Below are 13,434 nucleotides of genomic sequence, written 5' to 3' on the forward strand. Positions count from 1 at the left end.
GCGGGTGCTCTGGGTACGGGTACGGGTTCTCGGGTTCTCGGGTTCTCGGGTTTTCCGGTGATCGAGTCGACGTCGACACCGACGTCCACGCCGACGTCGAAGCCGGCACCGACACCGGCTCCGGTCCGGGTGTCGCTCCGGCGTTGCACCGGCACCGCCTCGGCGATACCGGCACCGTCTCGGCGTTTTCCCGCGCGGAAAGGGCACCTCTGCCACTCCATCGTGGCCGAGGTGCCCTTCGGCTGCTGCGGGCGGGGGTCGAAATCAGTCGGTTTTGCCGCTGACCCCCGCCGAGTCGAACGTGGCCACATCGTGCAGTACGCGGACCGCGCTCTGCACCAGGGGCAGCGCGAGCACCGCGCCGGTGCCCTCGCCGAGCCGCATCTCCAGCTCGACGAGCGGACGCAGCGACAACTTCGCCAGAGCCGCCGCGTGGCCGGGTTCGGCCGAACGGTGGCCCGCGACACAGGCCTGGATCGCCTCCGGCGCGATCGCCTGCGCGACCAGCGCCGCCGCGCCGGCGATCACGCCGTCGAGCACCACCGGGACGCGCAGCGCCGCCGCGCCGATGATGTAGCCGGCGATCGCCGCGTGCTCGAGACCGCCGACCGCGGCCAGTACTCCGATCGGGTCACCCGGGTCGGGTTCGTGCCGCGCGAGCGCCGCCTTGACCACCTCGATCTTGCGCCGGTGCGTCGCATCGTCGATCCCGGTGCCCCGCCCGGTCACCTCGGCCACGTCCATGCCCGTGAACACCGAGATCAGCGCGGCGGACGCGGTCGTGTTGGCGATGCCCATGTCGCCGGTGAGCAGGCCCCGGTTACCAGCGGTGACCAGGTCGCGGGCGGTCTCGATGCCGACCTCGATCGCCGCGACGGCCTCCTCGCGGGTCATCGCGAGGCCCTGGGTCATGTCACCGGTGCCCGGCCGGATCCGACGCGGGAGCAGTCCGGACGCCTGCGGCAGCTCGGTCGCGACGCCGACGTCCACGACGCACACCTCGACGCCGATCTGCTTGGCGAACGCGTTGACCACCGCGCCGCCGGCGAGGAAGTTGCCCACCATCTGGGCGGTGACCTCCTGCGGCCACGGCGACACGCCCTGCGCGTGCACGCCGTGGTCGGCGGCGAACACCGCGACGGCCGCCGGCTCCGGAATCGGCGGCGGGAAGGTCCGGGCCAGCCCGGACAACTGCGCGCCGATCGTCTCCAGGATGCCCAGCGAGCCCGGCGGCTTGGTCATCACGCGCTGGTGCTCCCACGCCGCGCCCAGCGCCTTGGCGTCGAGCGGTCGGACCGAGTGGAGCGTCTCGTCGAGCAGGCTGACCGGGTCCTCGCCCGGCAGGCCGCGCCGGCCGTACGTCTCCTCGTGCACCACCCACGACAGCGGCCGGGCCTTGGCCCAGCCCGACGTGGCCAGCTCCGGCTCGTCCGGGAAGGCGTCCACGTAGCCGACGCACAGGTAGGCGACCACGTCGATGTGGTCGGGCAGGCCGAGCGCCGTGGCCAGCTCCCGCTCGTCGAAGAAGCTCACCCAGCCCACGCCCAGGCCCTCGGCCCGCGCGGCGAGCCACAGGTTCTCCACCGCGAGCGCGCTGGAGTACGGGCCCATCTGCGGCTGGGTGTGCCGCCCGAGCGTGTGCCGACCGCCGCGCGTGGAGTCCACGGTGACCACGATGTTGACCGGGGTCTCCAGGATGGCCTCGACCTTGATCTCCAGGAACTGCTTGGCCCGGGCCTTGGGCAGTGAGGTCGCGTACGCCTCGCGCTGCCGCTGGGCCAGTTCCTGGACGGTGACCCGGGTCTCCTCGGAGCGGATCACCACGAAGTCCCACGGCTGCGAGTAGCCGACGCTGGGCGCCGCGTGCGCGGCCTCCAGCACCCGCACCAGCACGTCGTCCGGCACCGGATCCGGTCGGAAACCGGCCCGGACGTCCCGGCGCTCGCGCATCACCCGATGCACCGCCTCGCGCGCCGCGTCGTCGTAACCGGGCGCGGCCGGACCACGCTCGACCTCGGGCTCCTGCTCCTGCTCCTGCTCCTGTTCCTGCTCCTGCTCCTGCTCCGGCGTGGCGGCGGCCTCGGACTCGGCGGGCGTCTCGACCGGTGCGCCCGCGTCGGGCGTCACCGACTCGGCCGCGACCACCTCCGACGTCGACTCCTCGGCCGGAGCCGGCGCGGAACCGTCCGCCGCCGCTGCCGGTTCGGCCGCGACCGGACGTTCGGTGGCGGGCAGCAGCACGGTGACGGCGGTCGCCGAGACGGGCTCGCCCGCCGCGTCACCGTCGGCAGCCGCACCACCGTCGCCGGTCGCCGGCGTGTCACCCGCGGGCGCCTCGCCGACGGGCCCGGTAGACGTGGGCCCGGTCGGAGCCGTTGCCTCCGCCGCGACCGCCTCGGCCGGGCCGGCCTGAGCCGGCCCGCCCGGTACCGGTTCGCCCGCTGCCGGCCCACCCTGAGCCGCATCATCCCGAGCCGGTGCGATCGGCAGGGCGCCGACCGGATCGGCCGGGGGCGGCGGGATCCTGGGAATCTCGCCGGTTCCGGTTCCGGTTCCGGTTCCGGTTCCGGCGACGGCCGCGGGCTGCGGCTGCCGATCCGGCTCGGCGGTGGGCGTTACCTCGGGGCCTTGCATGGCGGTGCCTTCGTCGGACGTACGTGGAACTGCCGGGTCGGCGGCGGTGGATCCGGCCGACCCGGCCGGGACCGGACCGGCGGCCGGCGCGGCCTCGGCCGGCGTCGGTGCCGCGACGGGCTCGGGGGCCGTCGCGGGCGCCTGCTGCTCGCCGGCGGCCCGCGGCGCCGGGATCTCCTCCGCGACCTGCTCCGCCGCGACGGACGGCGTGGTCGGTCCGGCGGATGTGGGCCCGACCGGATCGCCGGCGACGGGCGCCTCGGTCGCAAGCGCGGCCGGGGTCGAGTCGGCCGACGCGTCGTCCGCGGGGGCGACCGGAGTCGCCTCGGCGGATGCCTCGCCCGCGGCGACCGCGACCGGTGCGGCCTCGGCGACCGCTTCGGCGGCGGCCACCGGTTGCTCGGCCGGTGCCGCGACCGGAACGGCCTCGGCGACAGGCGGCGCCTCGCCCGATGGCTCGGCACCCCGACCCCGCGCGGACGGCTCGGCCGAAGCCGCTCCGGCCCCCGCGGGTTCGGCGGACGCACCCTGCTCGATCCAGGCAGCGGCGGTCGGCGTGACCGGCACGGCCCGCACAACCGACGCGGCCTGCTCGACGGGCGCGGTCGGCCCGGTCGACGGCGACGGCGCGGTCTGCACCGGCTGTACGGACGGCTCGGTCGGCGCCGTCGGCGTGGCCGAATCGGCCTGCGCGACCGGTACCGACGCCTCCCCGGAGCCGGCGGACACGGCCGGCGCGACCGGTGCCGACTCGACACCCGGCTCCCCGGCCACTGCCGCCGTCGCGCTCCCGGACGCCCGGGGCGCACCGTCTTCCGGCGCGACCACGTCGACGCCACCGGTCTCGACCTGCGACCCGGCCGGCTGTACGCCCGCCGCGCCCGGCTCGACCGGAGCAGTCGGCTCGACCGGGGCGGTCGGCTCGGTCGGCGCCGCGATCGAACCCTCGGACGGCGTCTCCGCCGCAACCGGCTTCGCCGGCACGGCCGTCGCGACCGGCGCGGCCTCCGCCGGCACCTCGGTCGCCGACGGACCCGCGTTCGACGCCGCCGCATCCGGCGACTCGACCGCACCGGCGACAGGCGCGGCCGGTTCGGCCGGTGCTGCCGTCGGCGATGCCGCCGCGGTCTCCTCCGCGACCTGCGCGGTCACCGGCTCGGGCGGTGGGACCGGACCGATCGGGCCTTCGACGACGGGAGTCGCCCCGTGCTCACCGGACTCGGCCGAGGCCGACCCGGTCTCGGGCTTGCGTCGCCGACCTCCGCTGCCTTCCGGCACGACGGGCGCGACGGCCGCGACCGCCGGCACCGGCTCGGCCGCCACCGGCGGTTCGGCGTGCTCCTGCTGTGTGGCGGCAACCGACGGCCCGGCCTCGGCCACGGCCTGGTCCGGCGCGACCTGCGGTGCGGACTCGGGCGCCGATGCGGGCTCGGCCGCCCGCGGTGGCGCGTCGGCCACACCCGGCGGCACCGAACCGGCCGCCTCCGCGCTGCCGATCGGCCCCGCGACGGGCGTGGGAACGGCGGCCTGCGGAGCGGTCTGCCCGGCCAACGCGGTGACGACCGCGTCCGGCGCGGCCTGGACGAACCTGGGATGCGCGGGCTGCGGCGGCACACCGGGCAACGGTTGCGGTATGGCCGGCGCGGTCACCCCCTGCGCGGGCGTGGCCGGCGGCGCGGGCCGCTCGGCGACCGGCGCGACCGGCGGCGGTTCGACCGGTGCCGGCGCGGGCGGCTGCGGCGCGGGGGCCGGCGGCGGCGGTACCAGCGGCAGCGCGTGCGCCGGCGTCGCCTGCACGGGGATGCCGGTGTTCACCGCGTCGCCCACGGGATGCGCGCCACTGTGTGGGCCGCTCTGCTGGGGCACCGGGCCGCGCCCCACCCGACGCTGCCGACGCGGCGGCAGCGTGGTGCGCTGCGGCACGGCGGCGGCGACCGGGAACGGCGGGGTGTCCACCGGATTCCCGCCGACCGGTTGCGCCGGCTGCTGCGGCGCCACCGGCTCCTGGACCTGCCCGGATTCCTGCGTCTGCTGAGCCTGTTGGACCGGCTGAGCCGGCTGGACCGCCTGGATCGGCTGCGGCTGAGCCGGCTGGACCGCCTGCGGCTGGTCCACGCTCTGCGCCGCACGCACGCGCTGCCGCAACCGCCCGCCACCGGTCCCGGCCTGCTCGGCGAACGCCGAGGGCACCGGATCGCCGGCCGGGTTCGCCACCGGGCTCGGCGTCGCACTCGGCGTCGCGTTCGGCGTCACGTTCGAAGTCGCCTCGGACCCGGCCTCGACCGGCGCGCGATCCGGCGCCACCGGTGCATCCGAGCCGTACCCGGCGACCGGCTGCGCGGCGCCCGGCGGCACGAACCGCGGCGCCACGAACTGCGGTGCGGCGGGCGGCGGTACAACGGGCGCCGCCTGCGCCGGCAGCGGCGCGGGCACACCCGGTACGTGCACATCCGGTACGGCGGCCCCCTGGGCCGATCCACCCTGCACCGGGCCACCCTGCGCGGGCACACCCTGGATCGGCGCTCCCTGCACCGGACCACCCTGGGCCGGCGCCGGATACGGCTCGGCCACGCCCTGCGGCGCGCCGTACTCCCCGGGGCCGAACCCCTGGACCGGCTGCGGGACTTCCTGATGCGGAGTCATGGGACCGGGCGGATACGGGATCTGACCGGCCGTCATCGGCGCGACCTGGGTCACCGGCAATTCCGGTTCGTCGATGATCATCGTGGCGAACATGCCGGACTGCGGGCCGGGCACGGCGTCGTACGCCTGCTCGACCGGCGGCACCGGAACCTGTCCCGACGCGTCGTCGCCGGCCGCGGCCATCCGGTCGGCCAGGGACATCCCCGGCGCGCCCGTCACCGCGGCGTTCGGATCGGCCCAGCCGGCCTGCGGCCCCGGCATCAACAGCGAGTCCTCGTCGTCCAGATCGTCGTACGGATACGGACCGGCCGGTTCCCCGACCGGGCCGGTGCCGGCGGCGTGCCTGGCGGGGCCAGGGCCCACGCCCTCCCCGGCAGGTCGGCGCTCGTCGGCTTCGCTCATCTAACTACTCCTTCCAGGGCAGCCGCGAAGGCCAGCGTCGTGGCACGATCCCGCACCGCGATCCGAAGCCAGTCCGGACCCAGGCCCGGAAAGGTGTCGGCCCGCCGAACCGCGTAGCCTCGCTCCCTCAGCTGCTCGCGGATCTCTGGGCCCCCCTCGATCCGCGCGAGCACGAACGAGGACCGGGGAACGACCGGTAGCCGCATCCCCGAAAGCGTGCGCAGCCTCTCCACGAGGTACGAACGGTCAGCCGCGAGCGTAACGGCCAACGCCTCCGCCTGCGCGAGCGCCTCCGGCGTGCAGCACGCCTCGGCGGCGATCAACGCCGGTGTCGACACCGACCACAACGGCTGAGCGTCCTCGAGGATGCGCACCAGATCCGGGGAAGCCAGGACGTAACCGATCCGAAGTCCGGCCAACGCCCAGGTTTTCGTGAGACTTCGCACAACCACGAGCCCGGGCAGGTCGCGTCGGTGCGCCACACTTTCGAGTTCGCCGGGAATGGTGTCGGCGAACGCCTCGTCGACCACCAGGATCCGGCCGGGACGTGCCAGCGCGGCGATGGTCTCCGCCGGATGCAGCACCGAGGTGGGGTTGGTGGGGTTGCCCAGGACCACCAGATCGGCCTCGTCGGGGATCCGGGCCGGGTCCAGCACGAAGCCGCTCTCCGCGTCGAGCAGCACCCGGTGCACGGCGTGTCCGGCTGCCCGCAACGCGGCCTCGGGCTCGGTGAACTGCGGGTGCACGATCACCGCGTGACGCGGGGTCAACGCCCGGGCGAGCAGTACGAACGCCTCGGCGGCGCCCGCCGTGGGCAACACCTCGGCGACCGGCCGCCGATGCCGCGCGGCGATCGCGGCCCGGGCCCGGCCGGTGTCGGGGTAGGCGGCCAGGTCGGCCAGGCTCGCGGTGAGCCGCCGCACCAGCCACGGCGGCGGGGCCGCGAGGCGGACGTTGACCGCGAGGTCGACCAGGCCCGGCCCGATCTCGGCGTCACCGTGATGGCGCAGATCCACGTCCGGTTCGACGCGCGCGCCCGGTGTGCCGTCCCGTTCGTCGGGAGTGGGCCCGTCGAGTTCCGTCATCGCGTCACTGCCCATGTCGTGGTTCCCGTACCCCTGCCCGGTGCCCCTGCCCCGCCCGTGTCGTTCGTGTCCATGATGGTGGTGATGGTGCCCGGTCCGACGGCCGGGGTCCCGGCGTTGACCGTGAGCCGGCACTTCCCGACCGCTTCGCCGCGCGAACTCGACCGCCCCACCGCCAAGTCCGCCCATTTCCGCATCGATCACGACGTTTGTCGCCCCGCCCGCGCGTCGACCGACCCACCCGCCGGTCCCGAACCCGCGTCGGCACGCCCCCCGGCCGGCGCGTCGACCGCGCGACCGTGCCGGGCGACCGCCACCGTACAGCGCGGCCGCTCCCCCACGCCGCGTGTCTTGGCCACCAGCAACTCGCCCACCGGCGCGCCCGATACCGGCCCCAGACACGCGGCGGCCTCGGCCACGCCCGGCGTCCCGACCGCCGCCCGGACCCGCTCGCTCGGATGCGGCACCGGCACCTCGGCCAGCTCCCCCGCCGCGCGGGTGAACAACGGCAGCCCCAGCAACTCCGCCCCGGCGACCAGCCCCGGCTCGTCCGCCCTGGCCGCCACGGTCACCAGCGCCAGCACCGCCGAACGCTCCAGACCGGCCCGCGCGAGCACGGCGCACACGCTCGCGCGCACCTCCTCCGCGCCCACCCCGCGCGCCGCCCCGACCCCGACCACCAGATCCCGCCCGCCCGACCCCGCGCCACCCTCCATGGCCGAAACCCGACCCGCCGAAACACCCTCCACCGAGTCACCTTCCGCGGGAGCGCCCGCCCCGGGAGCACCCTCCGCCGAAGCGCCCTCCGCCGAAGAACCCTTCGCGGGATCACCCTCCGCCGAAGCACCTTCCGCAGGAGCACCCGCCCCCGAACCGCTCCCCACCGAAGCACCCACCGCCGCGACACCCGCCCCCGAACCGGCCGTCCGCCCACCCCACACCCCATCCCCCGTCAAGAACGGTCCCCCCACACCACGAACACCGGATGCGCCGGATCCAGCCGCCGCGCACCGCCGTCGACCGGCGACAACCGCGATGCCTGTAGCAGGCATCCCTCCACCGTGTAGCCCGCCCGCTCCAGCACCGCGCGGGCCTCGGCCACCCGATCCACCTCGGACATCGCCGCGACGATCCGCTCCGGCCGCCGCGCCGCGCACGCGGCCACCGTCGAGGGTCCGCCGCCACCCACGAACACCACGTCCGGCAGCGGCAATCGAGACAACACCTCGGGCGCCTTACCGTGCACCACCTGTATTTCCACCCCGAATCGGTTCGCGTTCTCGGCGATCAGATCGCACCCGAACGCCTCCCGCTCGACCGCGACCACCGCCGCGCCGTGCCGCGCGCACTCCACGGCCACCGAACCGCTGCCCGCCCCGATGTCCCACACCAGATCGCCGAGCCTGGGGCCGATTCGGGCCACCGCCAACGCGCGCACCTCGGCACGGGTGATCGCACCGGTCCGATGCGCGTACGCGTCCTCCGCCACCGCCCACCCGCGCACCGGGCCGGGAAAGCCCGGGCGTTCCCCGGCCAACCAGCCCGCCGCCGCACCCGCGCGCGGAGCCGGCCCGATCACGATCACCACGTCCACGTCGGACCACTCGTGCTCCATCGCGTGCTCGGCGGAGACCATCGAGATCTCCTCCCGCTCGGTGCCCAGGCGCTCGCACACCACGAACGTGCGCGGCACATCCGGGAGCAGCGCGGCGAGTTCGGCCGGACCCGCGCCGGGACCGGTGAGCACCGCGACCTTCCCGAACGCCCGGCACACGTTCGCCGCGCGCCGCACGTCCCGGCCCAGGGCACTGACCACCCGCGCGTCGTCCCAGGGCATCGCGGCCCGGGCGAAGGCCCGCGCGACGGAGGAGACCGCGGGCACGATCTCCAACTCCAGGCCGTACTCGGGCCGGCGCAGCAGCCGCACGATGCCGAAGAACCCCGGGTCGCCGACCGCCAGCACGACCGCTATGCCGCGATGCGCGCCGATCCGCTGCGCGGCCACGTGCACGTTGCCCAGCACCACCCGCTCCGCGCCCTCGGGGACCGTGACGGCGGCCAACAGCCGTTCCGAACCGGCCACCAGGGTCGCCGTCCGGATCGCCTCCACCGCCGGTGCCGACAGCGGTCCGCCGTCGTACCCGATCACGGTCACCCGATCAGCCATGGCCATCCCCTCGCCGTGCCGAACCCCGGGGGGTTCCGCGCGTGGTCATGCGGCGACATCCCCGACGGGGTGCCCGTACACCCGACACGACGTCGGCGCCGCCGTCGCGGGTTGCGCCGATCACCGCCCGAGCGTGGTCCCTTCCCTCCGGTCGGTGACCGGCGACCCACCCGCGCCGTCCGGGACCCGCCCTCGCGCACCCGCCGCGCCCGCGCCCGTCGGCTCGACCGCGAGCGCGCAGGAGCGGGCGAACCGCCGGGCCAGATCCGGCACGCCGGCCCAGTGCGCGTGCAGGTACGACGCGTGCACCGACCCGGCGATGTGCCCCTCCAGGCCGGAGTCGCCCAGGCTCCACGCCGCTCGGCGCCCGGCCCGAGGGGTGAGCGTCGTGCGGTGGAACTCGTGTCCCCGGACCACCCGACCGGTCTCGGCGAGCACCGAGTCGTGCGCGGCCGTCGCCTCCCGATAGCCGAGGGTCAGCCGCTCGGTCATCCGCGCGTCGGCGTCCAGCACGCCGCACATCGGCGCGCCGTCCAGGGTCCGGGCCAGGTACAGCAGCCCCGCGCACTCGGCCGCGATCGGGCCACCGCGCGCGGCCAGCGCCACCACGTCCGCGCGCAGCGTCGCGTTGGCCGCCAGCTCCGCCGCGTACACCTCGGGAAAGCCGCCGCCCACCACCAGTCCCGCCGTGCCCGCCGGCAACCGCTCGTCCCGCAGCGGGTCGACGGTGACCACGTCCGCCCCGGCCGCGTCGAGCAGTTCGGCGGTCTCGGCGTACGCGAAGGTGAACGCCGAGCCGCCCGCGACGGCGATCGTGGGCCGCCCGGGGATCGCGCCGCCCACCTCGCGCACCGGGTCCCACGGCGCGTCGGGCAGCGCTCCCGCGCTCGCCGCGATCCGCCGCACCTCGGCCAGGTCCACGCCGCGCGCGATCAGTTCGCCGAGCGCGTCCACCGTGCGCACCGCGTCGGTGTGCCGCTCGGCGACCGGGACCAAGCCCAGATGCCGGGCGGGCTTGGCGATCGCGTCGTGCCGGCGCAGCACACCCAGGACCGGCACACCGATCTCGTCCAGCGCCTCGCGCAGCATGCTCTCGTGCCGGTCCGAGCCGACCCGGTTCAGGATCACCCCGGCCACGCCCACGTCCGGGTCGAACGCGTCGAACCCGCGCACGAGCGCGGCCACCGAGCGGCTCTGCGCCCGCGCGTCCACGACCAGGATCACCGGCGCCGCGAGCAGGCGCGCGACGTGCGCGGTGGAGGCGTACCCGCCGCGTCCGGCCGCGCCGTCGAACATGCCCATCACACCCTCGACGACCGCCAGATCGGCGCCGCGCGCGCCGTGCGCGAACAGTGGCGCGATGCGTTCCTCGCCGACCAGGAACGGGTCGAGGTTGCGCCCGGGCCGGCCGGCCGCGAGCGCGTGGTAGCCGGGGTCGATGTAGTCCGGCCCCACCTTGTGCGGTGAGACCGTGTCGCCGCGCCGGGTGAACGCCGCGATCAGCCCGGTGGCGACGGTGGTCTTGCCGTGCCCGGAGGCGGGCGCGGCGATCACCACGCGCGGCAGCGCCGGACCACTCACCACTCGATGCCTCGCTGGCCCTTTTGTCCCGCGTCCATCGGGTGCTTGATCTTGGTCATCTCGGTGACGAGGTCGGCCGCCTCGATCAGGCGCGGGTCGGCGTCGCGGCCGGTGATCACCACGTGCTGGCTGCCGGGCCGGTCGCGCAGCACCGCGACCACCTCGTCCACGTCCACCCAGCCCCACTTCATCGGGTAGGTGAACTCGTCGAGCACGTACACCCGATAGGTCTCGGCGGCCAGGTCGCGCTTGATCTGCTCCCAGCCCTGCCGGGCCGCCTCGGCGTGGTCCTCCTGGGTGCCCTCGCGCTGGATCCAGGACCAGCCCTCACCCATCTTGTGCCAGGTGACCGGACCACCCTCGCCGGTCTCGGTGTGCAGCCGCCCGAGGGTGCGCAGCACGGTCTCCTCGCCGACCTTCCACTTCGCCGACTTCACGAACTGGAACACCCCGATCGGCCAGCCCTGGTTCCAGCCGCGCAGGGCCAGTCCGAACGCGGCGGTGGACTTGCCCTTGCCGGGGCCGGTGTGCACGACGACCAGCGCCCGGTTCCGACGCTGACGCGTGGTCAGCCCGTCGGCGGGAACGTGCGTGGGAACGCCTTGCGGCATGGTTTCCTCCCTGTGTCCTTGGAAACGTCGAGGCAGGTCTCGTACAGTCGCCCGGCCGCCCGCCGGGGCGAACCCCGGCCGGCCGGCGCGGGCCCGGTCACCGACCGGATCAAGCCACCGAACGCACGTCCCGGACCAGCCCCGCCAGGCCGTCGGCCGCCAGTTCGTCCAGTGTCACCACCGGCCCGCCCAGGTCGCCGGCCAGCCGCACCGCCAGTCCCAGCCGCACCGGACCGCTCTCGCAGTCCACCACCAGCGAGGCGGCCCCCGTCGTCGCCAACAACCGGGCCGCGCGCCGGCTCTCGCCCAGCGCGTCCCGGCCGCCCGTCGCCCGGCCGTCGGTGACCACGACCACCAGCGGCCGGCGCAGCGGATCGCGCAGCCGCTCCACCCGCAACGTCTCGTGCGCGCGCAGCAGTCCGGCGCCCACCGGGGTGCGTCCGCCGGTCGCCAGCGCGGCCAGTCGGGCCGCGCCGATCTCGACCGAGGAGGTCGGCGGCAACACCAGCGAGGCGTCCGCGCCCCGGAAGGTGACCAGGCCGACCTTGTCCCGTCGCTGGTAGGCGTCCAGGAGCAAGGACAACACCGCGCCCTTGACCGCGCGCATGCGCTTGCGCGCCGCCATCGACCCGGACGCGTCGACCACGAACAACACCAGGTTGCCCTCGCGGCCCTCGCGGACCGCCTCGCGCAGATCCGCGCGCCGCAACAGCAGCCCCGCCCCGGTCCGCCCACGCGCCTTCTGGTGCAGCGCCGCCGCGCGCACCGTGGCCGCGACGTGCAGCCGGGTCACCCGGCCGGCCGCGACCTGCGAGCCGGTGGTGCGCCCGCTCGCGGTCCGCGCGCGCGAACGCCGCCCGGCCGCGCCCTGCCCCACACCGGGTACCGCGAACAGCCGGGTGCGGTACGGCTCGGCCGCCGCCACGGCGGCCTGTTCCCGCCCGCCGCCCGCGGCGGTGGGCGCGCCCTCGACGGGCGCGTCCTCGGTACCGGGCGCCGAGGTGGGAGCCGCCTCGGTCCGCTCGGGCGCCCGGGCCGCGCTCCCCGACCCGTCCGACCCGTCCGACCCGTCCGACCCGTCCGCGTCCGGCGGCGGCGACCCACCGCCGTCCGGCCCGTCCCCCTCCGGTTCGGGCTCGGGCTCGGGTTCCGGCTCGTCCGGGTCGCGCAGCGCCTCGTCGAGGTGCTCCTCGTCCAGCCCCGGCGCGTCGAACGGGTTGCGCCGCCGGCGGTGCGGCAGCGCGAGCAGCGCGGCCTGCCGTACGTCCTCGGCGGTGACCTCGGTGCGGCCGTGCCACGCGGCCAGCGCGATCGAGGTGCGCGCCGTGACCAGGTCCGCGCGCATCCCGTCCACCTCGAACGAGGCGCACACGCGCGCTATCCGCTCCAACTCGGCGTCCGGCAGCAGGACGTCGGCCAGCAGCGTCCGGGCACGCAGGATGCGCTCGGCCAGGTCGGCGTCCTCGTGCGCCCAGCGGGCCGCGAACGCGTCGGGGTCGGCCTCGTAGGCCAATCGCCGGCGCACCACCTCGGCCCGCTCGCGCGGCTCCCGGCTGGCGGCGACCTCGACGGTGAGCCCGAAGCGGTCGAGCAACTGCGGGCGCAGTTCGCCCTCTTCCGGGTTCATCGTGCCCACGAGCAGGAACCGCGCGGCGTGCCGCACGGACACCCCTTCGCGCTCGACGTGCGAGGTGCCCATCGCGGCCGCGTCCAGGAGCAGGTCCACCAGGTGGTCGTGCAGCAGGTTGACCTCGTCGACGTAGAGCACGCCGCGGTGCGCGGCGGCCAGCAGGCCGGGCTCGTACGCCTTGACGCCCTCGGTCAGGGCACGTTCGATGTCCAACGAGCCGGCCAGCCGGTCCTCGCTGGCGCCGACCGGCAGTTCGACCAGCCGCGCGGCCCGCGCGGTCCCGGCGATCGCGGGGTCGTGCGGGCCGTCCGGGCACTGCCCGTCCGGGGAGCCCGGATCACACGAGAAGCGGCACCCGGGCACCACCGCGACCTCGGGCAACTGACCGGCGAGGGCGCGGACCATGGTCGACTTGGCCGTGCCCTTCTCGCCGCGCACGAGCACGCCGCCGACGGCGGGCGAGACCGCGTTGAGCACGAGCGCCAGCCGCAGGTCGGCCAGGCCGACGATCGCGGAGAACGGGTAGGCGGCGCTCATCCGCGTCGCCCCGCACCGCTCGATATGCCGCAGGTTGTCACAAAGCACGCAGGCATGCGCCGTCGGCCTCCCTCGGGTGTCCACGCCCTGGTCGGTGGCGGGACCCGTGACCCGGGCCCCGGACAGCGGCAAGTCTCTGGCTCA

General features: G+C 75.9%; 7 protein-coding genes. All 7 read right to left on the reverse strand.

All coding sequences use genetic code 11. The annotated features are described in order from the left end of the window. Positions 1 to 264: 264 nt before the first annotated feature. A complete protein-coding gene (gene cobT, locus ACWCPW_RS03210; RefSeq protein WP_449759844.1) occupies positions 265 to 5,679 on the reverse strand; it encodes a nicotinate-nucleotide--dimethylbenzimidazole phosphoribosyltransferase in 5,415 nt (1,804 codons plus the stop codon). After that, the gene (gene cobC, locus ACWCPW_RS03215) at positions 5,676 to 6,779 is read right to left on the reverse strand and encodes an Rv2231c family pyridoxal phosphate-dependent protein CobC (protein ID WP_449759845.1); all 1,104 of its coding nucleotides are present in this window, start codon (positions 6,777 to 6,779) and stop codon (positions 5,676 to 5,678) included. The genes cobT and cobC overlap by 4 nt, the downstream gene beginning before the upstream one ends. Before the next feature lie 185 nt (positions 6,780 to 6,964). Continuing rightward, the gene (locus ACWCPW_RS03220) at positions 6,965 to 7,480 is read right to left on the reverse strand and encodes a cobalamin biosynthesis protein (protein WP_449759846.1); all 516 of its coding nucleotides are present in this window, start codon (positions 7,478 to 7,480) and stop codon (positions 6,965 to 6,967) included. 236 nt (positions 7,481 to 7,716) lie between these two features. Further along, positions 7,717 to 8,931, reverse strand: coding sequence for a precorrin-6y C5,15-methyltransferase (decarboxylating) subunit CbiE (gene cbiE, locus ACWCPW_RS03225; RefSeq protein WP_449759847.1), 1,215 nt, complete (start codon positions 8,929 to 8,931; stop codon positions 7,717 to 7,719). 120 nt (positions 8,932 to 9,051) lie between these two features. Further along, the gene (locus tag ACWCPW_RS03230) at positions 9,052 to 10,512 is read right to left on the reverse strand and encodes a cobyrinate a,c-diamide synthase (RefSeq protein WP_449759848.1); all 1,461 of its coding nucleotides are present in this window, start codon (positions 10,510 to 10,512) and stop codon (positions 9,052 to 9,054) included. Next, on the reverse strand, positions 10,509 to 11,123 hold the full coding sequence (cobO, locus tag ACWCPW_RS03235) for a cob(I)yrinic acid a,c-diamide adenosyltransferase (RefSeq protein ID WP_449759849.1): 615 nt from the start codon (positions 11,121 to 11,123) through the stop codon (positions 10,509 to 10,511). The genes ACWCPW_RS03230 and cobO overlap by 4 nt, the downstream gene beginning before the upstream one ends. 109 nt (positions 11,124 to 11,232) lie before the next feature. Beyond that, a complete protein-coding gene (locus ACWCPW_RS03240) occupies positions 11,233 to 13,290 on the reverse strand; it encodes a putative cobaltochelatase (protein ID WP_449759850.1) in 2,058 nt (685 codons plus the stop codon). Positions 13,291 to 13,434: the final 144 nt, after the last annotated feature.

The organism is Embleya sp. NPDC001921, assembly GCF_053594475.1.